At 54.0% G+C, this 26,445-nt stretch carries 28 protein-coding genes; 13 read left to right on the forward strand and 15 right to left on the reverse strand.

The window, feature by feature from the left end; translation table 11 throughout:
• Window positions 1–94 precede the first annotated feature (94 nt).
• From FHS90_RS00995 to FHS90_RS01015, 5 genes are all read left to right on the forward strand, one after another.
• A complete protein-coding gene (locus tag FHS90_RS00995) occupies window positions 95–1,633 on the forward strand; it encodes a sigma 54-interacting transcriptional regulator (protein WP_182511235.1) in 1,539 nt (512 codons plus the stop codon).
• Between the two features lie 317 nt (window positions 1,634–1,950).
• On the forward strand, window positions 1,951–2,322 hold the full coding sequence (locus tag FHS90_RS01000) for a nuclear transport factor 2 family protein (protein ID WP_182511236.1): 372 nt from the start codon (window positions 1,951–1,953) through the stop codon (window positions 2,320–2,322).
• Window positions 2,323–2,417: 95 nt separating this feature from the next.
• Window positions 2,418–3,152: a ZIP family transporter gene (locus tag FHS90_RS01005; RefSeq protein ID WP_182511237.1), complete on the forward strand. Its 735-nt coding sequence runs from the start codon at window positions 2,418–2,420 to the stop codon at window positions 3,150–3,152.
• A 79-nt stretch (window positions 3,153–3,231) separates the two neighbouring features.
• Window positions 3,232–4,215, forward strand: a complete 984-nt coding sequence (locus tag FHS90_RS01010; RefSeq protein ID WP_182511238.1) for a GNAT family N-acetyltransferase — start codon at window positions 3,232–3,234, stop codon at window positions 4,213–4,215.
• Between the two features lie 470 nt (window positions 4,216–4,685).
• Entirely contained in the window at window positions 4,686–5,438 is a 753-nt protein-coding gene (locus FHS90_RS01015; RefSeq protein ID WP_182511239.1) for a ZIP family metal transporter, read from the forward strand.
• Between the two features lie 72 nt (window positions 5,439–5,510).
• On the opposite strand, the gene FHS90_RS01020 is transcribed toward FHS90_RS01015, so the two are convergent.
• Entirely contained in the window at window positions 5,511–5,966 is a 456-nt protein-coding gene (locus FHS90_RS01020) for a peptidylprolyl isomerase (protein WP_182511240.1), read from the reverse strand.
• A gap of 308 nt (window positions 5,967–6,274) precedes the next feature.
• Here FHS90_RS01020 and FHS90_RS01025 point away from each other — a divergent pair, with 308 nt between their 5' ends.
• Complete coding sequence (locus FHS90_RS01025; RefSeq protein ID WP_220482956.1) at window positions 6,275–6,829, forward strand: NUDIX hydrolase; 555 nt, start codon at window positions 6,275–6,277, stop codon at window positions 6,827–6,829.
• A gap of 10 nt (window positions 6,830–6,839) precedes the next feature.
• Here FHS90_RS01025 and FHS90_RS01030 read toward each other — a convergent pair whose 3' ends face one another.
• The 6 genes from FHS90_RS01030 to FHS90_RS01055 all read right to left on the reverse strand — a co-directional run bounded on the left by FHS90_RS01030 (window position 6,840) and on the right by FHS90_RS01055 (window position 13,324).
• Window positions 6,840–7,712 (reverse strand): hypothetical protein, encoded by an 873-nt coding sequence (locus tag FHS90_RS01030; protein WP_182511242.1) that lies wholly within the window; start codon window positions 7,710–7,712, stop codon window positions 6,840–6,842.
• Between the two features lie 53 nt (window positions 7,713–7,765).
• On the reverse strand, window positions 7,766–8,689 hold the full coding sequence (rsgA, locus tag FHS90_RS01035) for a ribosome small subunit-dependent GTPase A (RefSeq protein WP_182511243.1): 924 nt from the start codon (window positions 8,687–8,689) through the stop codon (window positions 7,766–7,768).
• Entirely contained in the window at window positions 8,686–9,942 is a 1,257-nt protein-coding gene (locus FHS90_RS01040) for a 3-deoxy-D-manno-octulosonic acid transferase (RefSeq protein WP_182511244.1), read from the reverse strand. Before FHS90_RS01040 ends, rsgA begins: the two co-directional genes overlap by 4 nt.
• Window positions 9,943–10,210: 268 nt before the next feature.
• Window positions 10,211–10,840: a peroxiredoxin gene (locus FHS90_RS01045; protein WP_066830898.1), complete on the reverse strand. Its 630-nt coding sequence runs from the start codon at window positions 10,838–10,840 to the stop codon at window positions 10,211–10,213.
• Between the two features lie 367 nt (window positions 10,841–11,207).
• Complete coding sequence (locus FHS90_RS01050; protein WP_182511245.1) at window positions 11,208–11,981, reverse strand: enoyl-CoA hydratase-related protein; 774 nt, start codon at window positions 11,979–11,981, stop codon at window positions 11,208–11,210.
• 68 nt (window positions 11,982–12,049) lie between these two features.
• Window positions 12,050–13,324, reverse strand: a complete 1,275-nt coding sequence (locus tag FHS90_RS01055; protein WP_182511246.1) for an aspartate kinase — start codon at window positions 13,322–13,324, stop codon at window positions 12,050–12,052.
• Between the two features lie 106 nt (window positions 13,325–13,430).
• Here FHS90_RS01055 and fbp point away from each other — a divergent pair, with 106 nt between their 5' ends.
• On the forward strand, window positions 13,431–14,459 hold the full coding sequence (gene fbp / locus FHS90_RS01060) for a class 1 fructose-bisphosphatase (RefSeq protein ID WP_066830891.1): 1,029 nt from the start codon (window positions 13,431–13,433) through the stop codon (window positions 14,457–14,459).
• A gap of 109 nt (window positions 14,460–14,568) precedes the next feature.
• On the opposite strand, the gene FHS90_RS01065 is transcribed toward fbp, so the two are convergent.
• Genes FHS90_RS01065 through yihA form a run of 3 tightly spaced genes read right to left on the reverse strand, consistent with a single transcriptional unit; the run spans window position 14,569 to window position 16,123 of the window.
• Window positions 14,569–15,078, reverse strand: a complete 510-nt coding sequence (locus FHS90_RS01065; RefSeq protein ID WP_066830889.1) for a DUF5606 family protein — start codon at window positions 15,076–15,078, stop codon at window positions 14,569–14,571.
• A gap of 20 nt (window positions 15,079–15,098) precedes the next feature.
• Window positions 15,099–15,476 carry an energy transducer TonB gene (locus FHS90_RS01070; RefSeq protein ID WP_182511247.1) on the reverse strand — a complete coding sequence of 126 codons (378 nt, stop codon included), beginning with the start codon at window positions 15,474–15,476 and terminating at the stop codon, window positions 15,099–15,101.
• A 35-nt stretch (window positions 15,477–15,511) separates the two neighbouring features.
• Window positions 15,512–16,123 (reverse strand): ribosome biogenesis GTP-binding protein YihA/YsxC, encoded by a 612-nt coding sequence (gene yihA / locus FHS90_RS01075; RefSeq protein WP_066830885.1) that lies wholly within the window; start codon window positions 16,121–16,123, stop codon window positions 15,512–15,514.
• A 374-nt stretch (window positions 16,124–16,497) separates the two neighbouring features.
• Here yihA and FHS90_RS01080 point away from each other — a divergent pair, with 374 nt between their 5' ends.
• The 5 genes from FHS90_RS01080 to FHS90_RS01100 all read left to right on the forward strand — a co-directional run bounded on the left by FHS90_RS01080 (window position 16,498) and on the right by FHS90_RS01100 (window position 21,340).
• Window positions 16,498–18,447 (forward strand): OmpA family protein, encoded by a 1,950-nt coding sequence (locus FHS90_RS01080; protein WP_182511248.1) that lies wholly within the window; start codon window positions 16,498–16,500, stop codon window positions 18,445–18,447.
• 161 nt (window positions 18,448–18,608) lie between these two features.
• Entirely contained in the window at window positions 18,609–19,331 is a 723-nt protein-coding gene (gene ubiE / locus FHS90_RS01085; RefSeq protein WP_066830882.1) for a bifunctional demethylmenaquinone methyltransferase/2-methoxy-6-polyprenyl-1,4-benzoquinol methylase UbiE, read from the forward strand.
• 41 nt (window positions 19,332–19,372) lie between these two features.
• A complete protein-coding gene (porT, locus tag FHS90_RS01090) occupies window positions 19,373–20,029 on the forward strand; it encodes a type IX secretion/gliding motility protein PorT/SprT (protein ID WP_161947687.1) in 657 nt (218 codons plus the stop codon).
• A gap of 7 nt (window positions 20,030–20,036) precedes the next feature.
• Entirely contained in the window at window positions 20,037–20,789 is a 753-nt protein-coding gene (locus tag FHS90_RS01095) for an SDR family NAD(P)-dependent oxidoreductase (RefSeq protein WP_182511249.1), read from the forward strand.
• A 161-nt stretch (window positions 20,790–20,950) separates the two neighbouring features.
• The gene (locus tag FHS90_RS01100; protein ID WP_182511250.1) at window positions 20,951–21,340 is read left to right on the forward strand and encodes a VOC family protein; all 390 of its coding nucleotides are present in this window, start codon (window positions 20,951–20,953) and stop codon (window positions 21,338–21,340) included.
• 168 nt (window positions 21,341–21,508) lie between these two features.
• Here the strand turns inward: FHS90_RS01100 and FHS90_RS01105 are convergent, their stop codons facing one another.
• Together FHS90_RS01105 and cdd are read right to left on the reverse strand one after the other, a co-directional pair.
• Window positions 21,509–22,159 (reverse strand): alpha/beta hydrolase, encoded by a 651-nt coding sequence (locus FHS90_RS01105; RefSeq protein ID WP_182511251.1) that lies wholly within the window; start codon window positions 22,157–22,159, stop codon window positions 21,509–21,511.
• Between the two features lies 1 nt (window position 22,160).
• Complete coding sequence (gene cdd, locus FHS90_RS01110; RefSeq protein WP_182511252.1) at window positions 22,161–22,646, reverse strand: cytidine deaminase; 486 nt, start codon at window positions 22,644–22,646, stop codon at window positions 22,161–22,163.
• A 127-nt stretch (window positions 22,647–22,773) separates the two neighbouring features.
• On the opposite strand from cdd, the gene FHS90_RS01115 reads away from it, so the two are divergent.
• Window positions 22,774–24,105: a saccharopine dehydrogenase family protein gene (locus FHS90_RS01115; protein ID WP_182511253.1), complete on the forward strand. Its 1,332-nt coding sequence runs from the start codon at window positions 22,774–22,776 to the stop codon at window positions 24,103–24,105.
• A gap of 41 nt (window positions 24,106–24,146) precedes the next feature.
• Here the strand turns inward: FHS90_RS01115 and FHS90_RS01120 are convergent, their stop codons facing one another.
• The 3 genes from FHS90_RS01120 to FHS90_RS01130 all read right to left on the reverse strand — a co-directional run bounded on the left by FHS90_RS01120 (window position 24,147) and on the right by FHS90_RS01130 (window position 26,320).
• On the reverse strand, window positions 24,147–24,863 hold the full coding sequence (locus FHS90_RS01120; protein WP_182511254.1) for a tRNA1(Val) (adenine(37)-N6)-methyltransferase: 717 nt from the start codon (window positions 24,861–24,863) through the stop codon (window positions 24,147–24,149).
• Between the two features lie 3 nt (window positions 24,864–24,866).
• A complete protein-coding gene (gene rnhA / locus FHS90_RS01125) occupies window positions 24,867–25,328 on the reverse strand; it encodes a ribonuclease HI (RefSeq protein ID WP_182511255.1) in 462 nt (153 codons plus the stop codon).
• A 167-nt stretch (window positions 25,329–25,495) separates the two neighbouring features.
• Window positions 25,496–26,320 carry a carboxypeptidase-like regulatory domain-containing protein gene (locus FHS90_RS01130; RefSeq protein WP_182511256.1) on the reverse strand — a complete coding sequence of 275 codons (825 nt, stop codon included), beginning with the start codon at window positions 26,318–26,320 and terminating at the stop codon, window positions 25,496–25,498.
• Between the last annotated feature and the right edge of the window lie 125 nt (window positions 26,321–26,445).

The raw sequence follows: 26,445 nt of genomic DNA on the forward strand, positions 1-26,445 counted from the left end.
GCGTTCACCTCAAAAGAGCGTTCTGTTTTTGGCTTGTTTTTCTGAAAACAGCCCGAAAACTCTAATAACTAAAACTGTCAACCAATAACTACGAATGCTTTATTCAGATATACCTGCAGAACAACTGCACAAGATCAAGACCCTGGGCCAGCTAAAGGCCGCCGGCTATGCCCCGAAGAGCGTGAAAGAGGAACTCCGCGCCAACCTCATCAAGAAGCTGAGCAGCGGCGAAGAAGTGTTCCCCGGCATTTACGGCTACGAGGAAACGGTGATCCCAGACCTGCAGCGCGCCATCCTGAGCCGCCACCACATCAACCTGCTGGGCTTGCGCGGGCAGGCCAAAACCAGAATTGCGCGCCTGCTGGTGCAGCTCCTGGATGAGTACGTGCCCGTGGTGGCCGGTTCTGAGCTGAATGATGACCCGCTGCAGCCCCTTTCCCGCTTCGCGAAAGACCAAATTAACCAGCACGGCGATGACACCGCCGTTACGTGGCTGCATCGTGACGAGCGCTACACCGAAAAACTTGCCACCCCAGACGTGTCTGTGGCTGACCTCATCGGCGACGCCGACCCGATCAAAGCGGCCACGCTCAAGCTGCCGTACTCAGATGAGCGGGTGATCCATTTCGGGCTGATCCCGAGGGCGCACCGCGGCATTTTCGTGATCAACGAGTTGCCAGATTTGCAGGCGCGCATTCAGGTGTCTTTGTTCAACATCTTGCAGGAAGGTGACATTCAAATACGCGGTTTCAAAATCAGGCTTCCGCTGGACATCCAGTTTGTGTTCACCGCCAACCCCGAGGACTACACCAACCGCGGTTCTATTGTGACACCGCTCAAAGACCGTATTGACAGCCAGATCATCACGCACTACCCCAAAGACATTGCCATTGGCAAGCGCATTACCAAGCAGGAGGCGCGTATCACGCCCGCGCAGAATGACTGCGTCAAAAGCCATGAACTGATTCATGACCTGGTGGAGCAGATTGCCTTTGAGGCCCGCGAAAGTGAGTTTGTAGACGCCAAAAGCGGTGTCTCGGCCCGCCTCACCATCTCTGCGTATGAAAGCGTGGTGAGCGCCGCAGAACGGCGGGTGCTGCTCAACGCCGAGCCGCAGACCCACGTGCGCATCGCTGATTTTCTGGCCGCGGTTCCTGCCGTTACGGGTAAAGTAGAACTGGTGTACGAGGGCGAGCAGGAAGGCGCTGGTGGGGTTGCTTACCGGTTAATGGGAAAGGCCATCAGAACACAGTTTCTGAACTACTTCCCAGACCCAGACACCTTTAAGAAGAAGAAAGACAAAGATCCGTACAAGAAAATCTCTGGCTGGTTTTCAGACGGCCATACCCTGGATCTGCTGAATGACGCCTCAGATGCCGAGTACAAGCGCGTGCTTAACCAGGTGCCCAGCCTTTCTGAGGTGGTAGACAAGTTCCTACCCAACGTCAAAGATGAAGCCGAGCACCTCTTCTTCATGGAGTTCTGCCTGCACGGCCTCTCCGAATACAGCCTCATCTCCCGCAACCGCCTCACCGCGGGCCTGCAGTTCAAGGACCTGCTCAGCAGCATGTTCTCAGGCGGCGGCTTCAGCTTAGAAGAAGACGAGGAGGACGAAGACAATGACCGTTTTTAAGCTGTTTTTCAAAAACTAGCCCCAAAACAGAAGGCCGAGGTATTTTACCTCGGCCTTCTGTTTTTATTGGAGATTCTGTACCTTAAGTAGTCTAAGTTCTGGGATAGAAATAATCTTACATTTTTCTTCTCTCTGTCATTCAAAAAGGACCTAGGCTGCGAACGGCAGTTGCTGTCAACAAGAGCTTACCTAGTTTGCTCACTAGATCTTTTCAGGATGACAAAATGAGGTATGTTTTAATTTTTCTTTTAACATATATATGGTAGTATTCGGCCAAACTATTCATTTGCTAAACATCAATCTAGCTTTTAATTACTATGAAAAAAGAGCTCGTCACCCAGTACATTCAGGCCTATAACAACTTTGATGTGGAAGGAATGCTGGCAAATCTGCATGATGAAATTGTCTTTAAGAACGTGTCTTCGGGCGAGGTGAACCTGCAACTTCTGGGGCTGTCTGCCTTCAAAGCGCAGGCTGAGCAGGCAAAAAGTTTTTTCAGCCAACGGGAACAAAAAATTACGTCCCTTGAAGAATCAGCCGACAAGGTGGAGGTCAACATCGCCTACAGCGGCGTCTTAGCGGTTGACCTTCCTGATGGCCCCCAGGCTGGTGAACGTTTGGAAATGGAAGGCAAATCAATTTTTGGTTTCAGAGACGGCAAGATTATCTCCATAGAAGACATCTCTTAGAGGTAAAAGCTTCTTGGTGTGTAAAGGCGAGCGGCATCTCAAAAAAACATTCTTCCAGAGGAGCGAGTAAAAAAGCAGGAACCAACCTGCACCTCATGGATAGCTTCTTCCTTACCGTACTTCCGCTTTTGGGGCTGATGCTCATTCATGTGTTTGCTGATAGGCTGAAGTTTCTGGAGGGCGTGCCCAGAAGCGTCTGGCTGTCGGGGGCGGGCGGGGTGTCGGTGGCGTATGTGTTTCTGCACCTGTTCCCAGAGTTGCAGGAAGGGCAGGAGCACGTGCAGGAAGCCGCCCAAAACCAAAATATTTCCTTCTTGAAACACCATATGTACCTCATGGCGCTGCTGGGGCTGGTCATCTTCTACGGGCTGGAACGCATGGCCATCAAGTCGAGGAACGGGGGCAAGGGTGCGGCAGACGCCTCGCCGCCCGCCGTTTTCTGGGTGCATATCCTTTCATTTTCGCTCTACAACGCCTTGATTGGGTACCTGCTGCACGAGCAGGAGGAGCGGTCAACGCAGGAGGCGGCCTTTTATTTTGTGGCCATGGCGCTCCATTTTCTGGTGAATGACTTCGGACTGCGGGAGCACCACAAACAGAAGTACCGGCACGTGGGGCGCTGGTGTCTGGTAATTGCCCTGGCCGCTGGCTGGGCTACCGGGCTGGTGGTGCAGGTCTCAGAGGCGGCTACGGCGTTGCTCTTGGCGTTTCTGGCAGGGGGCGTGGTGCTCAACGTGCTCAAAGAAGAGCTGCCCGAAGAACGGAAAAGCAGGTTCTCGGCTTTTCTGCTGGGGGTGGTGGCGTACTCTGCGCTTCTGTTACTTCTGTAGCCTTCGGCTCAAAACTTATGCTTAATTTGTGCCCTCGTCTTGGTCACGGTAGATGAAGGCGCCACCTGTAACCTACCCCATGCTTCGCTACCTTTCCCATGCGGCCATCGATTTCCAGAAATGGGACGCCTGCCTGAACCGCTCGGTCAACGGCATGATCTACGGTTTTTCCTGGTACCTGAACATTATATCACCCAAATGGGAAGCCATTGTGAAGGAGGAAGCAGGCGAATATGTAACCATCATGCCCATTCCCGCGGCGCGGAAGTTTGGGATGCGGTACGTGCGGCAGCCGTTGTTTGCCCATCAGTTGGGGGTGTTCTACCAGCAGCCATTCACCACAGAAGAATGGCAACAAGCGGCTCAGCTGCTGGGTAATCGGTTCAACCTGGTGTCCAGCTATGCCTTCAACACGGGCAATGGGACCGTTCCTACAGAAGCTTTTACTGATTTTAACTGCAGCACCTTCACCACCTACCATCTTGATCTGGCGCAAGGCTACGAGCGCATTGTTTCGGGGTACCGCAAAGACAGGCGGTGGCGCATCAACAAGGCCAAACGCAGCGGCCTCACCGTGCAGTCCAGCACCAATATAGACCGCATCATCTCCATCTTCCATGAGTACATTGCCCCCAAAATTGCGGGGGTGATGGGGGAAACCTATGAATACAGGCTGTTGCGGCAACTGTACCAAGAGGCAAACCAGCGCGGCTTGGCGCAAATGTATGCGGCGGTTGACGCGCTGGGGCAGGAGCAGGCCATGGGGCTTTTCTTTTTCTTCAACCGCCAGATCATCTACATCTTCAACAGCTCCACCCCGCAGGGCAAGCGCCTGGGGGGCATTCCCCTGCTGGTGGATTTCGTGCTGCAGAAATTTGCGGGGCAGGAGTACGTCTTTGACTTTGAGGCGCCCGAAGTTGATCCCATCTCAGATTTCTACAGCAGTTTTGGGTCAGAGAAAGCGCATTTTCTGTCTATTTCCCGCAATCACCTGCCCGCCCCGGTGCAGTGGGTTAAACATCTGCGCATGCAGTTCTACCGCTGGAAGAACGGTTCAGTCTAAAGGTAGCGTGCTGCTGATTTGGGGTTTCTGTTTTCGGCCTGTTTTTTAAAAAGTAGCCCAGAAACAGCAGTGCTTTTACCTATGGAGTACGTGGGCAAATCAATGGCTATCTTTTGTCAACCTGGAAAGATTTCGGTAGCGAACGGTACTACCGCTTATTAAGTACAAAGACAGAAATATTTATATTGTTTTTCCTGTCATTCTGGAAGGATCTTGTTGGCGAACGGCAATAGCTTTCTAGCAAACGCTTCTCTGGTTCGCTCACAAGATCCTTTCAGGATGACAAAATGCATAATTAAAACTGTCCAGTTACTTATTTGCTTTTACCGTTCGCTACCAAGATCCTTTCAAAATGGCAAAGAGAAAGAGGGTGTCCTTATTTCTGTTTCCTTGCTTCTAGCCGTCATGGCAGCGTGCAGAGAACGAGATTTTACCCGTTCCGTAAGCCTTCTGAGACTATTTCTACTTTTATGGTTCCACTTTGGGCGCAGGCTACACTTTGGGGGCTTTTGGGCGGCGGCGCCTTGTTGATAGGCGCGGCCATTGGCTATTACGTAAAGGTTCGTGCCAAAATAGCCTCCAGCATCATGGCCTTCGGGGCGGGGGTTCTGATTTCGGCCCTGGCTTTTGACCTGATGAGCGAAGCGTACGGGCAGGGCGGCTTTGATTCTACCGCCCTCGGGTTTCTGGCGGGCGCCGTGGTGTACACTGCCGCCAACTGGTTCCTGAAGAAGAAAGGCGCCCATCACAGAAAACATTCTGGCAACCAGCAGGCCTCAGAGGCCGAGGATTCTGGGAGTGGCCTGGCGCTGGCCATTGGGGCGCTCATTGACGGCGTGCCAGAGTCTATTGCCATTGGCATCAGTATGATCTCTGGCAGCAGCGTGAGCGTGGCCATGGTAGCGGCGGTGTTTCTGTCTAACGTGCCTGAAGGGCTTTCCAGCGCGGTGGGCATGAAGAAAGCCAACCGTTCCAAAGGCTATATCTTTGGCGTGTGGGGAGGGATTGCGGTCATTTCGGGTTTGGCGGCCTGGCTGGGCTACAGTGTGTTCAGTGAATTTTCACCGGAGGTGATTGCGGGCACCACGGCGCTGGCGGCGGGTGCCATTCTGGCCATGGTCTCAGACACCATGATCCCGGAGGCGGTAGAAGTCACCCACCACCTCACCGGGCTGATCACCGTGTTGGGTTTTCTCACCGCGTTCGTCCTGAGCCACGTTTAAAATTACTGATTGTCTGTTGTTGATTGTTTCTTAAATAGAGCAATCATCAACAGACAATCAGTAATTAACCATTTATTCAGAAACTACAATCTTCTCAATGCGGTCACCGGCTTTGATGTCATCAATCACATCCAGGCCTTCTACCACTTTGCCAAAGCAGGTGTGGTTGCGGTCCAGGTGAGCGGTGTTGTTGCGGCTGTGGCAGATGAAGAACTGGGAGCCGCCGGTGTTGCGGCCGGCATGGGCCATAGACAGCACGCCGCGGTCATGGTACTGGTTTCCGCCGGTCAGCTCGCAGTCAATTTTGTAGCCGGGTCCGCCGGTGCCGGGCATGCCTTTAGAACCTTCGCGGCTGTTAGGGCACCCCCCCTGAATCACAAAGTCAGGAATCACGCGGTGAAACGTGAGGCCGTCATAAAAGCCTTCTTTGGCCAGTTTGGTAAAGTTTTCAACCGTTTTAGGGGCATCCTGCTCGTAGAACTCTACTTTCATCACGCCCTTCTGGGTATGGATTTCTGCGGTTTTCATGATAAATATGTGCTTTTGGTTTGATACGCTCCCGGCTTAAAGAGGAAACCCCTCCCTGCAACGGAAGCTAGTTCCTGCAAAGGTACGTATTTTTATGGCGTTCCGCCGAAGGAGGGGACCGCGGTAGAGCCTTCCCGTAAATGGTAAGGGGGCTGCGGGCGGCACGGGCTGAGCCCAGGGCGGTTTTCTGTTTTCGGCCTGTTTTTTCAAAAACAGGCCAGAAACGCCACCTAAGCCTAAGGGCTTTCTGGGAAAAGAAAAGGGAGAGCGCGGTCCCAACCCAGAAACAGATTTCGTACTTTGGCCCCATGGAGTATCTTGCCATCTACAATGCCCAGAATGAGCCTTTGCAACAGACGCTGCCGCGGCGGCAGGTGCATGAGTTGGGGCACTGGCACCGCACGGCGCAGATTTTTGTACACCACCCGGAACAAGGCTATCTCTGCCATCGGCGCAGCCGGCACAAAGATTTGTTCCCCTCGCTCTGGGATATCAGCATTGGCGGCCACCTGAGCCCCGGCGAGTCGTATGAAACCTGTGCCGCCCGGGAGTTGAGTGAGGAACTGGGATTGGCTGTTACCCCGGCTGACGTACGCTTTGTGGCCGTCATGTCTATTGATGGCCAGGACGAGCAGGCGCAACTGCTGGACAGGGAGCACGCCGGTATTTTCCTGTACCAGACCCAACGGGAGGCGCAGTCCTTTGAATTTCAGCGGGAGGAGATAGAGGTGGTGCAGTATGTGCCTGTGCGCCAACTGGTGGGAGAACTGCAGGCCCCTGAACCTGTGAGGGCCTTTATCCCGCTGCAGACCCAGTTTCTGGAGATGTTGCAGCTGGTTCAGGAGCTGGTGCTCAAGCCATAAGGGAAGTGTGCTATTGGGCCGGGTACGGGGGGAGTTTCCAGCGTTTACCTACTAGTTTGTAGAGGCGCCTGGTGAGGCCTGGTAGCTGGTCAAATCTGCGCTTGTCTACAATCAGCTCGCGGGGGTCTATCACCCCCATTTGGGGAATAATCTGTTGGTACGGCTGCCCCTGGTGAGACCGGAAGAACGCGTTCAGCAGCTCCCTGAACTCTTTGAAGTCCCAGTAATGGAAGATTTCCTGGGTTGCGCAGTAAAGGGGGGCTTGAGCCCCCTGGGCTAAATGGAAGGAGAAAGCCATTTGCTCAATAATGTGCTTGGGAAACAACCGGTAGAGGCGGTCTGTGGTAGAAAGAACCTGCTCTACTACAGAGGCATCTTCTGTGCGCAACCCCAGCACCCCGGCATTGTACATGGTCATGTGCGGAGAAATCCCTGTCTGCCGCGCGCTCAGGAACTTGTACACCTTCTTAAAGATCAGGTTCTTCTGTGTAGAGACCACCCCTTCGTTCTCGTGCATGACAAACGTGTGCCCCTTCTCAATCAGCTCAAACAGGGGCTCAATCTTTTGATTGAACACCGTGTCTGTGTCCAGGTAAAGCAGGCTGCCGGTATGGGTGGAAATAAAATCTCTCAGCACCATGATTTTTACGCGGTGCACAAAGTCCTGCGGTCCCCGCCATTCCTGTATCTGGGCGGCAGAGAGCTGGCGGTAGGCAATTGTCTCTGGCAGGAACTGCCGCAGGTAAGATTCGTTGTCTGTGTAGACAACCACCTGGCAGGGGAGACCCGCCGGGTAAAGCTTTAACAGGGAGTACAGGGAATACAGAAGTTCATGAAGAATATCTTCTTTGCCATACGCCTGGTAAATGAGGTGCCTCTGCATGTTGAGCTGTTGTTCCGGTGAAAAATTGGGTTGCGAAGGAAGGAGTGAACGGGTTACCGGTGAGAATCTTCTTCGTGCAGCAGGCTCAGATAGCTTTCATAGCGCGGCAACGCAATCTTGCCCTGCTTCACGGCCGCCTGCACCGCGCAGCCGGGTTCGTTCACGTGCAGGCAGTTGTGAAAGCGGCATTGGTTCAGGCGTTCCCGCATCTCAGGGAAAAAATGCCCTATCTCTTCCCGTTTCATCTCCACCACGCCTAATTCTTTAATGCCGGGGGTATCAATCAGGTAGGTGTCTGGGCCAACTTCAAACATCTCGGCAAACGTGGTGGTGTGCACGCCTTTGTCTGAGAAGGCGGAGATCTCTGAGGTTTTCAGCTCCAGGTCTGGCACCAGCGTGTTGACCAGCGTGCTTTTGCCTACGCCTGAGTGGCCGGAGAACAAGGTGACGTTGCCGGTAAGCAGCTCCCTGACCTGCGGCAGCCCCTCTCCCGTGTGGGCTGAGCAGGTAAAGCAAGCGTAACCAATCTGGCCATAGAGCTGTACTACCTGGCTCAGGTAATTCAGGGCCTCCTGGTCATAAAGGTCAATCTTGTTGAAGATGAGGGTAGCCGGAATGTCATAGGCTTCTGCCGTTACCAGAAAACGGTCAATAAACCCAAACGACGTGCGCGGCGACACCAGGGTCACTACCAGAAACGCCTGGTCCAGGTTAGAGGCTACAATGTGCGCATGGTGGGCTTTGTGGGTAGATCTCCTGATGATGTAGTTGCGGCGGGGGGCAATCTGGGTGATCACCCCCTGGTGCATTTCGCCCTCATCTTCCATGGTGACCTCATCGCCCACGGCAATGGGGTTGCTCACCTTGAGCCCTTTGTTTTTGAATTTTCCGCGCAGGCGGCATTTGTACAGCTGCCCGTTGGTGTGGGAGCGTACCAGGTACCAAGAGCCGGTAGATTTTACAACTGTGCCTGTCATGCCTTGGGCAAAGGTAGCCAATATTCCAATGCCGTTAAGATACGTTGGGAGGCTCCGGCCTGTTTTTGCAGATATTCCTGCGCTTTGGATTGGATGCGGTTCTTTTCTGCCGGGTTTTTCTGCAGCCTTTCAAAGATTGCGCTGAGTTCACCGGTGCTTTTCACCGGAAAGGCCACCCCAGCCTCCACCAGATCTATGGCCTCCTGGAACTTCGCATATTTGGGGCCGAAGAAAATGGGCGGGCCAAAGACGGCCGGTTCCAGAGTGTTGTGCAACCCGGTTTTAAACGCCCCGCCCACATACGCATAGTCAGCGTACTGGTACAGGGAGGAAAGCATGCCTATGTTATCTATGAGCAGGATCTGGTGTCGCGCCACGGTCTGCGCGTCTGCCTGGGAAAACCTGACCGCCTGCTGAGGGAACCGGGTTTCAATTTCACGCAGCTCCCGCTCCCTGATTTCATGGGGAGCCAGGATGAACTTGAGGTGCGGCAGGTGCTGCTGCAGGAACGGGAGCAGTACTTTCAGGTCTTCTGGCCAGCTGCTACCCACCACCATCACCGGCGAACTGCCCTTGAAGGCGGCTGCCACTGGAATGGGGGCGGCGCTGGCGGCCGTCTGCAACACGCGGTCAACGCGTGTATCACCGGCAGTACTCACTTTGCTGAAGTTCAGGGAGGAAAGCAGCGTGGCAGACTCCTGGTTCTGGGTGTAGATGTGGGAAAAACGTTCCAGGATTCTGCGGTAGAATGCCCCACGCTTCCTGAAGTAGATCTGGTTGGGCCTGAAGATGGCTGAAACTGAGAACAGCGGGATGTGGCGCTTCTTTAAAGCCTTGGTAAAGTGGTGCCAGAACTCATACTTGACAAAAACGGCCATCTTAGGCTTAACCAGCTGCACAAACCGGCGGGCATTCTCTTTGGTGTCTAAAGGCAGGTAGCAGATGTAGTCTGCCCCCGGGTAATTTTTTCGCACCTCATAACCAGACGGGGAAAAGAAAGTAAGCAGAATCTTGTACTCCGGGTGCCGTTCCCTGAAGCCTTCAATCAAGGGTCTGCCCTGCTCAAACTCGCCCAAGCTGGCACAGTGAAACCAGATGACGGGGGCTTTGTTGTCTTTGAAGGCCTTCTCCAGGTTTTCAAAGAGCTGGCTCCGGCCTTGCTGCCACTTGGCAGCCTTGGCATGAAAGGGAGACGCCAGACTTACCCCTAACCTATACGCTCTGATTCCTACGTTGTAAAGAAATTTTGACATACTATTTAGTGTTTGCCCTTTCCCGTGGCCGGTAAAGCCAAAGGGCAGGGAACGTATGGTTTGTACAAAGATACGCGTCACCCAAGCCTCTAACCATTATTTTTCCTTTTATTAAAAAGTGAAATTTTAAGAAGGTGCGTCAAGGTGAATCTGGAGAAGGGGGAGGAGGTAGCAGTAGTAGCACCATGCCGCTCTTGTTTGAACAGAGCCTGCATAAAAAAGCCCCTGTACGGGACAGGGGCTTTTCTTAGATAAATGCCAGGTGTAATTAGTGGCTGGCCAGGTAGTTGGAGACACCTTCACGGGTGGCTTCCATGCCTTCTTTGCCTTCTTCCCAGTTGGCAGGGCACACTTCACCTTTCACCTCAAAATACTGCAAGGCGTCAACCATGCGCAGCGCCTCATCAATGCTACGGCCCAAAGGCAGGTCATTCACTACCTGGTGGCGCACAATGCCTTGCTTGTCAATCAGGAACAGACCACGGTAGGCAACGGGCTCACCGTTGAACACCATTTCGCCTTCTTCATTGTAGTCATAGTGGCCGGCCAGAACGTCAAAGTTAGACGCAATGGTTTTAGCCGTGTCAGCTACCAGCGGGTAGGTAACACCTTCAATACCACCACGGTCACGCGGCGTGTTCAACCACGCCCAGTGCGAGAAGTGGGAGTCAATGGAGCAACCTACCACGGCTACATTCTTACGTTTGAAATCTTCCAGACGGTCTTGGAATGCAATGATCTCCGTTGGGCACACAAATGTGAAATCTAACGGGTAAAAGAAGAAAACAACGTGTTGCTTTCCAAGGTATTGGTCTAATGAGAAATCTTCTACAAACTCACCGTCTGCAACGGCGGTTGCCTTGAACGAAGGAGCTTTTTTACCTACTAAAACTGCCATGGTTAATTGTTAAATAAAAATTTCTATGGGTTTAAGCCGGTTTGCTACCAAATGTTTGGCAGCAAACGCAAATCTGGTGCAAAGGTACAACCCACAACGGTATGCCGCAATAAAGAGAGGTATGGTTAAGGCAACTAACCGCCTGGTGCAAAGGGGGGCTTTATGGGAAAAACGCTATTGCCTGCCGCTGCTTTTCCTTTTTTTCATTGCCTCTTTGGCAATAACGGGACCGGGTACTAAACCCGCTTTGGCTGACCTGGCCGGTGGCCTTCTTGGGTAGGTTTCTTAGAGGGAGGCCAGCTCCAAGCCGTGGAGGGTTCCTGTTTTGGGGCTGTTTTTTCAAAAACAGCCCCAAAACAGGAAAAGTTTACCTCCCTTTGAAAACCGGCTGGCGTTTCTCCACAAAGGCAGCCATGCCTTCGGTCTGGTCTTCTGAGGCGAACGTGAGGTAGAAGTTCTTGCGTTCAAAATGAAGGCCTTCCTCCAGGTGGGCCTCAAACGCCCGGTTCACAGATTCTTTGGCCAGCTTTACGGCCACCGGAGACAGCTGCGCAATTTCGCCGGCCAGCTTGAACGCCTCTTCCAGGTGCAGCTCTACCGGCACCACGCGGTTGACCAGACCGTGTTTTTCGGCCTCCCGAGCCGAGATGGATTTGCCGGTGAGCACCATTTCCATGGCTCTGGCTTTGCCAAGGGCGCGGGTGAGGCGCTGGGTGCCCCCGGCGCCGGGCATGACGCCAATCTTGATTTCGGGCTGGCCAAACTGGGCGGTCTCTGAGGCAATGATCATGTCACAGGTCATGGCCAGTTCACAGCCGCCCCCCAGGGCGAATCCGCTGACCGCGGCAATGAGGGGTTTCTTGGTTTTCTTGATCTGGTCCCAGGTAGAGAACTGGTCAATGTGGAGCATGTCAATGGCGGTTTTGCCGGCCATCTGCTTGATGTCTGCCCCAGCGGCGAAGGCCCGTTCATTGCCCGTGAGCACTATGGCCCGCACCTCCTCGTTCTGGTCCAGTTCTTTGAGGGCATCACGCAGTTCGGCCATGAGCTGGAGGTTGAGGGCGTTGAGTTCTTTGGGGCGGTTCAGTTGGATGAGGGCTACGTGCGGGCGCGCCTGCTGGGTGACTAAGATAAATTCCATGGTCTTTATGTAAATCAGTGGTGGTGTGTTTTAGGCTTGTTTTCTGAAAAATAGGCAAAAAACAGACATTAACGGGCGGCGTGGGCCGGGCGGCAGACCAGCTGGTAGGTCTGGCGGCTGCGCTGCTCCAGCAGCACCTCTTTGCCCGTGGCTATTTTCTCCAGGCTCTCCTGGTCATAGTTCTTGATGGTGTACAGGTGCAGCGGCGAGTTGTAGAGCACGACAAACTCAGGGGTGAGTGCTTCAATAAGCCGGGGAACCCGCTGGGCATCATAATCAGTGCAGACTGAAAAGGAGATGGCCGAGTTCTGCATCATGTTGATCTTGAGCCGGTACTGGCTCAACGCCTGAAAAATGGCGCTCAGGTTCTCCTCAGAGATAAACCCGAAGTCTTTGGTGTGGAACGAGAGCAGGCACTGGTTCTGCTTGAGAATGAAAGAAGGGGCAATGCGGCTGTGCTGGCAGTTCCAGATGACCGTGCCGGGTTCCTGCGGGTGCAGAAAGGATTTCACATACAGCGGTATGCAGCGCTTGGCCAGGGGCTGTACCGTTTTAGGGTGAATGATTGACGCTCCGTAATAAGCCATTTCAATGGCCTCCTGGTAGGCAATCTCCTCATACCGTATGGTCTCCTCAAACAGCTTGGGGTCTGCGTTCAGGAGCCCCGGCACATCTTTCCAGATAGTCAGGGACTGGGCCTGCAGGCAATAGGCGAAGATGGCGGCGCTGAAGTCTGAGCCTTCGCGGCCCAGGGTGGTGGTGGCGCCCTGCTCTGTTCCCGCAATAAACCCCTGCGTAATGACCGGCTGCTGTTCCAGGATTGCGGGAAGGTGGGCGTGCATCTGCGCCTCGGTCCATTCCCAGTCTACTTTCCCTTCACGCCAGGTACTGTCTGTCCTGATGTACTGCCGGCTGTCCAGCCACAGGTTGGCAAGGCCCTGCGCCTGGAGGAAATGGTGCAGAATGAGGCTGGAGAGCAGTTCCCCCATGCTGACAACCTGATCATATTGCCGGTCAAAATCATCTGGGCTAACGTTTGTTAGAATATCCTGCAACTCCTGAAACTGTTTGCCAACGGCTTCGTACACGGGGGCATCCTGCTGCGGGAACAGTTCCTGTAGAATGTTTAGATGGTACCGCTGGGAGTTTTGCAGCGTTTCTGTGTAACTTAGCCCCTGGTGGGCTAATTGAAACACCTCTTCTAACGCGTTGGTGGTCTTGCCCATGGCCGAGACAACTACCAGCGGCTTTTCTGCAGAAGAGAGGGCAGACAGGATCTGGAAGATGTTCCTAAAGGCTGCGGCGTCTTTGACTGAGGCGCCTCCAAATTTGTAAACAATCATTTAATATCGTAAAATTTAACAAATTTAAAATTTACCTGAGGAATAGCTCAGGTAAATTATTATTTTTGTAATAATCAATCCGTTCACAATACACTACTCTACTCCTATGACAATCAAAGAAGACTTAGCGCTCCCGGTGGGAACCACCCTTGACCGGTTTATCATGCGCAAGCAGGAGGACTTTCCTTTTGCTACCGGTGAACTGTCTCAGTTGTTGCGTGACATAGCGCTCGCCGCCAAAATCGTAAACCGTGCCATTAACCACGCCGGCCTTACAGATATAGGGGGAGCTTACGGAAAACAGAATGTGCAGGGCGAAGATCAGCAGAAATTAGATGTGGTGGCAAATATCCGGTTCATCAGAGCGCTGCGCAACGGGGGGGAGGTAGCGGCCATCATCTCTGAGGAGGAGGAAGGCATCATCCAGACCGGTAACATGAAAGGCAAGTACATTGTGGCCATTGACCCGCTGGACGGCTCCTCTAACATAGATGTGAATGTGTCTATTGGGACCATCTTCTCAATCTATCGCCGTACGTCTGAGTTGGGGACTGAAGGGAACCTGGAAGACTGTCTGCAGAAGGGGACTGAGCAGGTGGCGGCCGGTTACATCATCTACGGCTCCAGCACCATGCTGGTGTATACCACCGGGAACGGCGTGAACGGCTTCACCTATGAGAGCTCCCTGGGCGAGTTCTTCCTGTCACACCCCAACATCACCATTCCTAAGAAAGGCGAGATTTACTCTGTGAATGAAGGAAGCTTCAACCACTTCCCGGAAGGGGTGCAGCAATACATTGAGCTCTGCCGGGTACGCAACTACTCTGCCCGCTACATTGGCTCGCTGGTGGCAGACTTTCACCGAAACCTTATGAAGGGCGGGATCTACCTGTACCCCATCACCCAGAAATCACCGCTAGGCAAGCTGCGCCTGTTGTATGAGTGCAATGCCCTGGCCTTTATTGTGGAGCAGGCCGGCGGCAAGGCCTCAGACGGTCAGCGCCGTATTCTGGAAATTGAGCCGTATGAATTACACCAGCGCTGCCAGCTGTACATTGGCTCTACTGACATGGTGGAAGAGGTGGAGACGCTGCTGGTTGCCCGCGGGGTGCCTTCCCGCCACTCTCTGGCTTAACACCTGCCCTGTTTTAGGGCTGATTTCCTGAAAACAGGCCAAAAACAGAAAGGCCCCCGCCAATTGGCGGGGGCCTTTCTGTTTTTGGTGAAGAAGCGGTAGCCGCAGCTTACGCCTGTTTCTTCTTAGAGGCTGGCTTTTTCTTTTCCCCGGCCTTGTCTTCTGTTTCTGCAGGTGCTTCAGCCTCTGCCTGGGTAGAGGCAGGCGCCTCCTGCTCAGAAGCTTCTGTGTAAGGCACGTACTGGTTTACCAGCTGGTACCACTGTACCAGTTTTTTCATGTCTGAGGCATACACCCGCTCCTGGTCATAGTCTGGCAGGACAGATTCCACAAAAGAAGAAAGCTCCTGTGTGCTGGATTTGGCATTCACCGGCAGGTCTGCCCCATACTTGCTGCGAATACGGTCAAAGATGTCGGCCAACGGAACCGTTGCTTCAGCATCATTGGTGTACATGGAGATCTCCTGCAGAATAGACACACGGTTGCGGGCCTGGGCCACGCTGCGTGCCGGCTTCTCAGCCAGGCTTTCTATGATGATCCCGCTGCGGGTAGGGGCAACAATCCGGTACAAGCCGGGCATACCGGAAATAGAGGCAATCTCTTTCAGGTCAAAAGGCATAAAGAAAAAGTTGGTTAAGGTTATAGTTTGAAATTCACCGGTACGCTGTACTGCTGGCTGTAGCCGGGCGCTTTGAACTTGAGTAATTGCACCACGCGCAGGGCCTCCTGGCCGGTGCCGCCGCCCACCTCTTTCAAAATCTTAAGGTTGGTGATGGCGCCGTCTTCCTGCAGGGTGAAGCCAATAATGCATTGCCCCTGCATACGGTTGCGCTTGGCCAGGGCCGGGTACTGGATGCTGCGCTGGAGGTGCGCCACCAGTGAGTCCTGCCCGCCGTTGTAATGTTCTGCTACCGGTAGCTTACCCGTCTGCACAACAGTTCTGGGCGCTTCAAACGCAAAGGCACCCGCGGTCATAAGAGCGAAAAGTCCTGCCAGAAGGCTGTTCTTCAATTTCATGGTAGTAAAAATTTAAACGTAAAGATAGTTGGTTATTATTCCCGTTCCAGTTGGTAGCGCTTGTTTACCTCTTCAATAAACGCCAGAACTTCTTCTCTGCCCTGCCGGGTGGTAGAGGAGCTCTTCATATACAGGGGCAGCTCTTCCCAGGTTTCTTCCAGCGTCTTCATGTAAGCGGCAATGTTGGCATCAGTTTTCTGGCCAGACTGCTTGTCAATCTTTGTGAAGATAAGCACAAATGGCACTCCCATGGTTCCCAGCATCTCCATAAAATCAAGGTCTGGTTTCTGCGGCGGGAGCCTGGAGTCAATCAATACCAAAACGCATGCCAGGTTTGGGCGGTTCTGCAGATAGTACTTGATCATCTTGCCCCATTTTTCCCGTGACTCCTTGCTCACCTTGGCCCAGCCGTACCCCGGCAAGTCTACCAGGTACCATTGCTCATTGATCAGAAAGTGGTTGATAAGTTGGGTTTTGCCCGGGAAAGAAGAAGTCTTGGCCAATTTTAATCGGCCGGTGAGCATGTTGATCAGCGAAGACTTGCCTACATTTGAACGGCCAATAAAGGCATATTCAGGTAGGGTAGTCTGGGGGCATTGTTCTGCCTTGGTGTTGCTGCAGATAAACTTTGCGTCTTTAATAACCATGTAGTGCGTAAACGAGTGCCTGATGCCCCAAAGTTACCAAATTAATTGGGCAACCTGCTACAAGACCGGACTATTGGCCAAAAGGGGCATTTACAGGAGAGAAAAATATAACCATTTATGGCTTTTTACAGTATCTGTTGGCGAGGAACTTTCTATACTGCCAACCTGGATCAATGCTTAGGGTTACCTGAAAACAGGGAAAGGCTGAATAAAAAGCAGGGGCAGCGGCACAATATCTAAAAATTTGAATATAATTGTAACTTCCCTGGAACACTTTAGGTAAGTGGTGAAGTGAGCAGATGCCCCTTCTGCTTCACAAGCGTAATAGCGTGAGTTGCACAAAATTGTAGCTATATTTTTTTAACCTTTATTCTATGGATCACTTAGACAAACGGTTGTTTAGAGCAGCATTTCTATTTCTGACACTGTTTTTCATCTCTTCTGCGGTCATGGCCCAGAGTACCCGTCAACTTATCAGGAGCGGTGATAAACTTTTTAACCAGGCAAACTTCCGGTCTGCGTTGCCTTTCTATGAGCGTGCGCTGGAAAGGGATCCAAACAACGCCAAAGCGCTTTACCGCGCCGGTATTTCCTTGATTGCTTTTGACAAAGAGAAAGCAAGCGAGTACATCTACAAGGCGTATCAGTTAAAACCCAAGGTGGAGGCAGACGTCCTGTACTGGCTGGGCCGCGTAGACCTGGTGAATTACGAGTTTGACAAGGCTATCCAGCATGCCCAGAACTACCAGAAAGGGTTAGGGAAACGGGATGAGGAAGGCAAAGAGCAGGCGGCCTTGCTTATTCAGCACGCCCGTAACGCCAAAAAGGAAGTGGCCAACGCCAAAGACGTGTTCGTGAAAAACCTGGGGCCTGTGATCAATACCGCATTTTCTGAGCACAGCCCTGTCATCTCCAGAGATGACAATTATCTACTCTTCACTTCACGCAGTGCGGCTGTGACCGGTAGCAAAGAGGCGGCAGACGGTGAGTACTATGAAGATATCTTTGAGTCCCGCAGATTAGGCCCAGACAGCTGGGAGAAACCCACCTCTTTGAGTGGCCGGTTGAACGGTACCGGGCATGACGCCTCTATCCAGTTGTTTGACAATGACTCCAAATTCCTGCTGTACCGCAATGAGAACAAGAGTACCAACGGGGACATCTTTGTGTCCAGCAAAGAGGGCGAAACCTGGGGAGCCCCTCAGAAACTGAACATCAGCACCGGTGACTTTGAAAGTGATGCCTACATCACCCCAGACGGTCAAACCATTTACTTCTCCACCAACCACTTCTCCCAGAACGGGGACCTGGATATCTACTATGCCAAGCGCCAGCCCAACGGAAGCTGGGGAGAGCCTAAGAACTTTGGGAACGGCGTGAACACGCAGTTTGATGAAGACAGCCCCTACTTTACCCAAGACGGTATGACCATGTACTTCAGCTCCCGCGGGCACAACACCATGGGCGGCTATGACATCTTTGTGATCAAATTTGACTCAGTGAGCCGCCGCTGGAGCCGTCCAGAAAACGTGGGCTACCCTATCAATACGCCAGATGATGACACCTATTACCGCCTGAGCGGAGATGGAAGCCTGGCTTATCTTTCTTCTTACCGCATGGGTGGTTACGGGGAGAAAGACATCTACACCATCAGCTACATCAGAAACGCCATTGTACGCGGCCACGTGTACAGCCTGCGGGATAGTACCATTGTGCCTGGCGTAGAGCTGGTGTTCACCGGTAAAGCCGCCAACAACACCCCGCTGGAATACCGTGACGTGACCAAGCCAGACTCCGGAAACTATCAGGTAACGGTGCTTTCGGCCAGACCTTACCAGGTCACCCTGTCCAGAGACGGGAAACTGATCACCACTGAGCAGTTTGAGGTGCCGCTCTCCTTGAATGACACCACCGTGGTAGAGAAAGACTTCTACATTGACTTTGAAGGAACCTCCGGTATTGGTGCCCAGGCCTTTGCTTTCAAACGCATCTACTTTGACACTGACAAGTACAACCTGCGCCCAGAGTCAATCAAAGAGCTGGATAACATTGTACGGGTGCTGAAGGCGAACCCATCTTTGAGACTGTCAGTAGACGGCCACACTGACTCCCGCATGCCAGATTCTTACAACATGCTGCTAGGGGAGAACAGGGCCAACGCCGCCTACAACTACCTGGTGAGCCAGGGTATTAACCCTAACCGCCTGATCACGGTGAGCTACGGTGAGCGCCGTCCGGTGGCACCAAATGATTCTCCTGAGAACATGCAGCTGAACCGCCGCACAGAGTTCAATGTGATCCGGAGGGCAGACGAGAAGAAATAAGCGTTTCTGTTTTTGGCCTACTTTTGCCAAAACAGCCTCAAAACAGCGCCCCGGCCGTTTCTGGCCGGGGCGCTGTGGTTTGTGGGCAGGGCATTGCACAACATAATACAGGTTTTCTAGTTAAAGCATAGTAGCTTTGCCTCATCATAAAAGTGTAGCACATGTCAGTAGTTCCCTATAAAGACCTGGAGGCCGGTAAGAAGACGCAGGTAGCGCAGATGTTCAACAGCATTGCCAAACGGTATGACTTTCTGAACCATTTTCTGAGCGCCGGCGTGGATATTATCTGGCGCAAAAAAGCGGTAAAACTGTTAGAGAAGTCTAACCCCCAGCTCATTCTGGACATTGCCACCGGCACCGGTGACTTTGCCCTGGAAACCCTTCGGCTTAAGCCGAAACAGGTCATTGGCATTGACATCTCTGAGGGCATGCTGGAGGTGGGCCGCCAGAAGATTGAGAAGCGGGGCCTGAGCCATCTGGTGCAGCTGCAGGTGGGTGACTCTGAGAACATCCAGTTCCCAGACAACCATTTTGACGCCATCACGGTAGCCTTTGGGGTGCGCAATTTTGAGAACCTGGAGAAAGGTCTCTCAGAGATGCACCGGGTGCTCAAGCCGGGCGGAAGGGTGGTAGTGCTGGAGTTCTCCAAGCCGCAGGCGTTTCCCATGAAACAGGCCTACAACTTCTACTTCAAACATATTCTGCCGGTCTTCGGAAAGCTAATCTCAAAAGACAATGCTGCGTATACGTACCTGCCAGAATCAGTGCAGGCGTTTCCAGACGGCAATGATTTCCTGGCTATCTTCCGTAAAATCGGTTTTAATCAATCAGAATGGCACTCTCTTACTTTTGGCATAAGCTCTATCTACACCGGTACAAAATAATATGTCTGCTCCTGTTCTGCCTATTGGCCGGGAACCAGGCTGTGGCCCAGAAACTGAAAGGCGAAAACCTGCAGGGGTATGAGAACCGCAAGATCAGGTGGGGCTTCTCCCTGGGGCTTAACACCTCCTGGTACCAGCTGGAGCACTCCCGCAACTATGTAGAACAACTGGGAGAAGACGCCAGCACCGGCATTGCCGTGAACCCCATGCAGGGCATTGGCTTTAATGTGAATTTCATTGCCACCTACCGTCTCTCGCCAGATTTTGTGGTGCGGTTGCAGCCGGGCGTGGGCTACCACAGCCGTGAGGTGGAGTACAAGGGGAACGTGCGGGGAGAGGGAGACGAAACCGTGGTACAGGCCATCAACTCGTTTGCGGCAGAAGTTCCGCTGCTGGTCAAGTACGAGGCCAACCGCCGCAAGAACACCCAGATGTATTTCATTGCCGGCGTGAAACCGTCTTTGGTGGTGGGCGGCCAGAAAAAGAACGACCCTGAGGTCCTGCAGGTGGCCACCTCAGATTTCTCTGTTGAGTTTGGCGTGGGGCTGGACATGTTCTACCCGTTCTTTAAGTTTGCCCCGGAGCTAAGGTTCTCCAGAGGCATTACCAACCTGCACCAGCCGGCCAACAGCGTGTACAACAACAGCATCCAGAACCTGACCTCTAATACCATTACCCTTTACCTGAACTTTGAATAACGCCACCATGTCACAGAAAATAGCCTTGGTGACCGGAGCCACCTCTGGTATAGGCAGAGCCACCGCCATCATACTCGCCCAGAACGGTTTTAAGATTATTGCCGCCGGCAGACGCAGGGAACGGCTGCAGGAGCTGGTGGAAACGTTTGGCGCAGAACAGGTCTTCCCGCTTGAGTTTGACGTGCGGGACAGAGAGGCGGTACAGAAAGCCATCACCGGCCTACCCGCCCAATGGCGGAATATTGACGTACTGGTGAACAACGCCGGCAACGCCCACGGCCTGGCCCCCATCCAGAGCGGTGACGTAGATGACTGGGAAGCCATGCTAGACATCAACGTGAAAGGTCTGCTCTACGTGACCAAAGAAGTGCTGCCGGTGATGGTGGAGCGCAAGACCGGGCACATCATCAACATTGGGTCTATAGCCGGCAAAGAGGTTTACGCCAACGGAAACGTGTACTGCGCCAGTAAATTTGCCGTTGACGCCCTCTCCAAAGCCATGCGCATTGATCTGGTGCATGAGGGGGTGAAGGTCTCTGAGGTGAACCCCGGCGCCGTGGAGACTGAGTTCTCTGAGGTGCGCTTCAAAGGTGACAAGGAGCGGGCCGCCAACGTGTACAAAGGCTTTGAGGCGCTCACCGCGCAAGACGTAGCAGAGCTGCTTCTGTTCATGATCACCCGCCCCAAACACGTGAACCTGGCCGAGGTCACCCTTCTGCCCGCGGCCCAGGCGGCCGCCACGGTCATTCACAAGCAGTAACGTTCTTAGGCAGTAACGTTCTTAGAAAGATACCTTAGCAAGCCCCGTTTTCACCAGAGAGCGGGGCTTGCTGTTTTGGCGCTGTTTTCAGAAAAACAGCGCCAAAACAGAACATCTTTCTCCCGGCCGGCGCGTTCAATGAAAAGCAATTTCTGCAGCTTATGGAATTCAGACAGATCAAAGAGACGTGCCTGTACGTGCAGGACCTTGCCCGCACTACCCGCTTTTACGCAGATACCCTGGGGTTGCCCATCATAGGCGAAGTGCCAGACCGCCACGTGTTTTTCAGGGCGGGCAGTTCGGTGCTGCTGTGTTTTAACGCCCAGAAGACCCGGGAGAGCAAAGACCTGCCACCGCATTTTGGGGAGGGGCAGCTGCATTTGGCTTTTGAATGTGAGGCCGAAGACTACGCCCGCTGGAAAGACAAACTCCGTCAAGCCAACCTTGCAATTGAACACGAACAGACCTGGCCGCACGGCCGAAAGTCCTGCTACTTCCGGGATCCCGACCACCACCTGCTGGAGATTATCATGCCCGACATCTGGGGCTGAGGCTCTGCCGTTTTGGGGCTGTTTTCAGGAAAACAGCTCCAAAACGGCAGAGCCCTTTCTCAAGCGATCCTACTGTGGGGATATAGAGGTGAGTTTTTGACCTGTTTTCAGAAAAACAGGTCAAAAACAGAACCATCTGTCTGGGAAGAACTTTAAAATAACACCGGGCTAGCTTCTTGCTTTGAGCTGCTGCAGAACGGTGGCGTTAATCTCATGCTTTCCTTGAAAGGTGATGATCTCTGGCTGTAGGCCAGCTTCCCATACGCGGTTTAACTGCTCCTGCACTTTCTCTTCGGTTACATATTCATCTTGCAGGCCGTAGACGTAGGAGAGGCGGGTATGGACCAGCGCCTGCCGGGCAGAGACCATTGCCATGTCTTCCGGGAACATACCCGCCCACAGCACCAGTTCCTCAACAGGCCACTGCGCCTGCGCCAGCCAGCGGCAGACGGTGGCCGCGCCTTGGGAGAAGGCCAGTACGTGCAGTTTGGCATTGGGCGCCTCCTGCAGTGCCATCTCCCGCACCAGGTTCAAATAAGAGACATAGTCATTGATTTCGTGCAGACGTTCTTCCTTGGTCATCCAGGTGGCGCCCACGCGGCCCCCCACGCCCTGCAGGTAAAAACGGGAGAGGGCTTCTGGGGCTATAACGGCTGTCTGCCCGTCTGGCAACGGCTCAAAATGCCTGATGAAAAAGCGCGCCAACTGCCCGTAACCGTGGCAGACCAGCCAGAGATCTTTGGTGGCCGGGGACAAGGTGCCCAACTGGTGCAGGTGCGCCGTGCGCGGTACTTCTATGGTTCTATGGGTGGCGGCCAAGTTAAAGCTGGTCTTTGGTAAACATGAACGGCAGGAGGTCTGCCACAGACTGTATCCTTATAATCTTCCCGTCCTGGCCCTGCATGAGCAGCTTTATGGGAGAGCCCTGCCGGTTCTGGTATTCGGCAATGACCTGGCGGCAGGCCCCGCACGGGCAGGCGGGCAGGTAATGGCTTTCATGCCGGCGGCGCACCGTTACGGCCAGCACCTCCATGGTCTTGTCTGGGTGGTTGGAGCCCACGCCAAAAAGCAGCGTACGCTCAGCGCAGAGGCCAGAAGGGTAGGCGGCGTTCTCCTGATTGGTGCCCTGGTGCAGGCTCCCGTCTGAGAGGGCAAGGGCGGCACCCACCAGGTAATTGGAATAAGGGGCGTACGCGTTGCTGGTAGCCTGCTGGGCCAGCAGCATCACTTGCTGCTCCTGCTCAGGTAGTTCAGTGAGGGAAGACACCACTTCATACGTGATGTGCAGTTGTACTTTTTCAGTCATACGGGTGGGTTCCGCACGGCTTCGTACGGGAGTCAAAGTTAATAAGATAGCCCGAAAGTGCAAGAATAGGTTGCCAGTCCGGCAGAAAATAGGCATTTTGGGTGCCACTTACGCTCTGATACCCGCTATGAAAAAGATTCTGCTACTGGGGGCCGGCCGCTCGGCCTCCGTTCTGATTGAGTATTTGGTGTCTCAGGCTGCCGCCGAACAATGGGAGGTGGCCATTGGGGATGTATGCGTTGACCACCTGCCCTCTTCTGTGCAACTCAGCAGCTACACCCACACGTTTGTCTTTGACGTGCACAACCGGGAGCAGCGGGAGCGCGAGATTGCCAAGGCCGAGGTGGTGATTTCCATGCTGCCCGCCCTGTTTCACCCGCTGGTGGCCCAGAGCTGCCTGGCCCTGGGCCGGCACCTGATCACCGCCTCTTACGTCACCCCTGAGCTGAAGGCCCTTTCGGCGGCCGCCGAAGCCAAAGGGCTGGTGTTTGTGATGGAATGCGGCTTGGACCCGGGCATTGACCACATGTCTGCCATGAAGATCATTCACCAGGTTAAGCAGCAGGGGGGCACGGTTACTGCTTTTAAATCTTTCACCGGCGGCCTGCTGGCGCCTGAGTCTGACAACAACCCGTGGCACTACAAGTTCACCTGGAACCCCAGAAACGTGATTGTGGCGGGCCAGGGAACGGCCAGATACATAGAGAACGGCACCTATAAATACATTCCGTACCCGCAGCTGTTCAAGCGCACAGAGACCATTCTGGTAGACGGCTTCGGGTATTTTGACGGCTATGCCAACCGCGACTCCCTCAGTTACCGGCAGCCGTACGGCCTGCAGGAGGTTCCCACCCTGCTGCGCGGCACCCTGCGCCGGTCTGGGTACTGCCAGGCATGGCAGGTGCTGGTGCAGCTGGGGCTCACAGATGACTCCTATGTGCTGGAAAATTCTGCAAACATGACCTACCGGGAACTGGTGGAGAGCTTCTTGCCGGGCACAGACCAGGAGCTGACCCTGAAGGAGCGGGTGGCGGCCCACGTAGGGCTGGCCCCAGACGCTGAGGAGCTGTACATGGTAGGCTGGACGGGCCTGTTTGACGAGCTGCCCATTGGTCTGGAGAACGCCACCCCCGCCCAGGCCCTGGAGAAGCTGCTGGTGCCCCGCTGGAAACTCAGCCCCGGTGACAAAGACATGATTGTGATGCAGCACCTTCTTGAGTATGATCTGAACGGCGAACATAAACAACTAACCTCGTCACTGGTGGTGCTGGGCGAAGACGAGGTGCACACGGCCATGGCCAAAACTGTGGGGCTGCCCATTGGCATTGCCACTAAACTGCTGCTGCAGGGGCAGATTCAGCAGCGCGGGGTAGTGGTGCCCCTGCAGCCAGAGCTTTATGAACCCATTCTAGCTGAACTGGAGCAGCTTGGGGTTCAGTTCACTGAGAAAGAAGAATAGTCCTGTTTCTGGCCTGTTTTCCCAAAAACAGGCCAGAAACGCTAAAAGATCAAATAATAGTCTTGCAGCAGCTGCCTGAACGCCAAGGTGTAGGTGGTGTGGTCTTTTTCCCGCACAGCCAGCGTTTCTTCCCCCACCGGTCCGGCCACGCGGGTGTAGGTGTGAATGGCCCGCAGCAGTTTGCCTTGGGGGGTAGCCTCCAGCCAGAGAATATGGCTGGTGTAAAAGCCCGCGGCTAAGGCTTCTTGGGCAAATACCCGGGCTTCATGTGGGGGCAGCAGAATGTGCAGGTGACCCTCCAGGGATAAAAAGCGTTCGGCAAAGCCGATGATCTCCTTGAACGTGAGGGAACCGGTGTGTTTGGCGGTGTTGCGGGCGGTATCTGCAGATTTGAGCGAAGCCTGAAAGAACGGCGGGTTGCTGATGATCATGTCAAACGGAGCCGGGGCGGCGGCGGTAAATTCCTGCAGGCTCATGGGGTGGAGCAACAGCCGTTCTGCCCACGGGCTGGCGGCCAGGTTGGCGGCGGCCTGGGCGGCGGCGGCAGGGTCAATCTCCACGGCTTCAATCATTGCTTGAGGGGCCCGCTGGGCCAGCATGAGACTGAGTAAACCAGTTCCCGCCCCAATGTCAAGAATACGCCGGGCACCCGTGACAGGGGCGTGCGCCCCCAGCACGCAGGAGTCTGTGCACACTTTCATGGCGCACTGGTCCTGCTGTACGGTAAACTGCTTGAACTGGAAATACGGGTTGGGCATACGTTAGCCGGCGGTGGGGTTGGCCTCAAATCCGCGGTCTGGCGGCAGGTTGGGTTGCAGGGCGGCGGCAACGGCTAACTGGTCACAGCGCTCGTTCTCCGGGTGGCCGGCGTGCCCGCGCACCCAGACAAACTTTACCTGGTGCTTGCGGTAAATCTTGAGAAAGCGCTGCCACAGATCAGGGTTGGCCTTGCCCGAGAAACCTTTCTTCTCCCAGCCCAGCACCCATTTCTTCTCCACGGCATCTATCACATACTTAGAATCTGAATACACGGTGATGGGAATGCCCGGCTTGGTGATAGATTCCAGGGCTACAATCACCGCCAGTAACTCCATGCGGTTGTTGGTGGTCTTCCTGAAGCCTTCGCTCAGCTCTTTCACGTGGGGGCCATAGCGCAGAATCACGCCATATCCGCCCGGGCCAGGGTTTCCGCGGGAAGCGCCATCAGTATAAATCTCAATCAAAACAGGTCTGGTTAGTCTGCCGCAAAATTACCCATCTCTGCGCAAGCGGCGGCTATCAGCGGGAGATTATTTTCACCCCCGTAGGGCACCGCGCAAAAGTGCGTTTTTGGCCTGTTTTCTGAAAAATAGCTCCAAAACAGAAAATGCAGCGCTCTCTGGGGCAGGCTTTATTTCTCCTGGCTGATCACGGCGCTGAAGCCCAGGCCCAGAAGGGGCACTTTCTGCCAGCTGCCCTGGCTGGCCTTGCGGTAGTAGGAGTCACTGTTGATGAAACCGCCGCTGAACCAGAGGCCCCCGGTGCCCAGGTCACGTACCAGCTCCAGAGAAAGCAGGGCATCACTCTCCAGGTAAATATTGTACCGGCTCAGGTCTAGCGTAAGGCCGTCTTTGATGTCTCCTTTTGCTACGTTGAGGTAGATTGGCTCCCGCAGCACGTTCTCTGTGGGCACGTTTTTCACCACCTTGTACACGTTCACCCGCAGAAATAGGGTATCATACTTGTTGCCGGCAAGGTTGAACCGCACGCTCTCCAGAAACGAGGGCTTTCTGATCTTGAGGAGGGTGCCCACTTCAGAGCCCAGGTCATTGCTGGTGAACCCCGCCGACACCGTTTTGGAGTCAACGGTGTTCCCCACCACCTTGGTGACAAATTTTTTGGGCCGCACCACCACCTCTTTCAGCGCCACCGCCTGTTCCTGGAGCTGGACCAGTGCCGTTTGGCCAGAAAACCTTTGCTTGAACTCGGCCACCTTAAACTGCACCGGCGCATAGCCAATAGCCGAAAACTGCAGGATTTCCCCGTCCAGGTCTGGGGGCAGGGTGAGGGCGAAGGTGCCTTGGGCCGTAGATACGGTGCCCACGTTTTTACCCACCACGCCAATGTTCACGTACTCCAGCGGCTGGGCCTGCTGATCAATAATTCTGCCGTGCACACGCTGCGCCTGCGCGGCAAGGGCCAGCAGGAAAAAAGGGAGAAGGGCCAGGTACCTCATAGGTGTTTGTTTCTTGGGTAAATGCAGAGATGCCGCCAAGGGTTGCCTGCCCATACGGTGAAAGCGAAAAAAATAAAACGGGCGGTTTCGGTTTTGGGGGTGTTTTCTTAAAAACAGACCGAAAA

The organism is Rufibacter ruber, from assembly GCF_014138425.1.
In the GTDB taxonomy this organism is placed as follows: Bacteria; Bacteroidota; Bacteroidia; order Cytophagales; family Hymenobacteraceae; genus Nibribacter; species Nibribacter ruber_C.

Excerpts from the sequence above, each read along its gene's own strand:
- FHS90_RS00995 (WP_182511235.1), top strand. The coding sequence starts at position 95 with ATGCTTTATTCAGATATACCTGCAGAACAACTGCACAAGATCAAGACC.
- FHS90_RS01000 (WP_182511236.1), top strand. The coding sequence starts at position 1,951 with ATGAAAAAAGAGCTCGTCACCCAGTACATTCAGGCCTATAACAACTTT.
- FHS90_RS01005 (WP_182511237.1), top strand. The coding sequence starts at position 2,418 with ATGGATAGCTTCTTCCTTACCGTACTTCCGCTTTTGGGGCTGATGCTC.
- FHS90_RS01010 (WP_182511238.1), top strand. The coding sequence starts at position 3,232 with ATGCTTCGCTACCTTTCCCATGCGGCCATCGATTTCCAGAAATGGGAC.
- FHS90_RS01015 (WP_182511239.1), top strand. The coding sequence starts at position 4,686 with ATGGTTCCACTTTGGGCGCAGGCTACACTTTGGGGGCTTTTGGGCGGC.
- FHS90_RS01020 (WP_182511240.1), bottom strand. The coding sequence starts at position 5,966 with ATGAAAACCGCAGAAATCCATACCCAGAAGGGCGTGATGAAAGTAGAG.
- FHS90_RS01025 (WP_220482956.1), top strand. The coding sequence starts at position 6,275 with ATGGAGTATCTTGCCATCTACAATGCCCAGAATGAGCCTTTGCAACAG.
- FHS90_RS01030 (WP_182511242.1), bottom strand. The coding sequence starts at position 7,712 with ATGCAGAGGCACCTCATTTACCAGGCGTATGGCAAAGAAGATATTCTT.
- rsgA (WP_182511243.1), bottom strand. The coding sequence starts at position 8,689 with ATGACAGGCACAGTTGTAAAATCTACCGGCTCTTGGTACCTGGTACGC.
- FHS90_RS01040 (WP_182511244.1), bottom strand. The coding sequence starts at position 9,942 with ATGTCAAAATTTCTTTACAACGTAGGAATCAGAGCGTATAGGTTAGGG.
- FHS90_RS01045 (WP_066830898.1), bottom strand. The coding sequence starts at position 10,840 with ATGGCAGTTTTAGTAGGTAAAAAAGCTCCTTCGTTCAAGGCAACCGCC.
- FHS90_RS01050 (WP_182511245.1), bottom strand. The coding sequence starts at position 11,981 with ATGGAATTTATCTTAGTCACCCAGCAGGCGCGCCCGCACGTAGCCCTC.
- FHS90_RS01055 (WP_182511246.1), bottom strand. The coding sequence starts at position 13,324 with ATGATTGTTTACAAATTTGGAGGCGCCTCAGTCAAAGACGCCGCAGCC.
- fbp (WP_066830891.1), top strand. The coding sequence starts at position 13,431 with ATGACAATCAAAGAAGACTTAGCGCTCCCGGTGGGAACCACCCTTGAC.
- FHS90_RS01065 (WP_066830889.1), bottom strand. The coding sequence starts at position 15,078 with ATGCCTTTTGACCTGAAAGAGATTGCCTCTATTTCCGGTATGCCCGGC.
- FHS90_RS01070 (WP_182511247.1), bottom strand. The coding sequence starts at position 15,476 with ATGAAATTGAAGAACAGCCTTCTGGCAGGACTTTTCGCTCTTATGACC.
- yihA (WP_066830885.1), bottom strand. The coding sequence starts at position 16,123 with ATGGTTATTAAAGACGCAAAGTTTATCTGCAGCAACACCAAGGCAGAA.
- FHS90_RS01080 (WP_182511248.1), top strand. The coding sequence starts at position 16,498 with ATGGATCACTTAGACAAACGGTTGTTTAGAGCAGCATTTCTATTTCTG.
- ubiE (WP_066830882.1), top strand. The coding sequence starts at position 18,609 with ATGTCAGTAGTTCCCTATAAAGACCTGGAGGCCGGTAAGAAGACGCAG.
- FHS90_RS01095 (WP_182511249.1), top strand. The coding sequence starts at position 20,037 with ATGTCACAGAAAATAGCCTTGGTGACCGGAGCCACCTCTGGTATAGGC.
- FHS90_RS01100 (WP_182511250.1), top strand. The coding sequence starts at position 20,951 with ATGGAATTCAGACAGATCAAAGAGACGTGCCTGTACGTGCAGGACCTT.
- cdd (WP_182511252.1), bottom strand. The coding sequence starts at position 22,646 with ATGACTGAAAAAGTACAACTGCACATCACGTATGAAGTGGTGTCTTCC.
- FHS90_RS01115 (WP_182511253.1), top strand. The coding sequence starts at position 22,774 with ATGAAAAAGATTCTGCTACTGGGGGCCGGCCGCTCGGCCTCCGTTCTG.
- FHS90_RS01120 (WP_182511254.1), bottom strand. The coding sequence starts at position 24,863 with ATGCCCAACCCGTATTTCCAGTTCAAGCAGTTTACCGTACAGCAGGAC.
- FHS90_RS01130 (WP_182511256.1), bottom strand. The coding sequence starts at position 26,320 with ATGAGGTACCTGGCCCTTCTCCCTTTTTTCCTGCTGGCCCTTGCCGCG.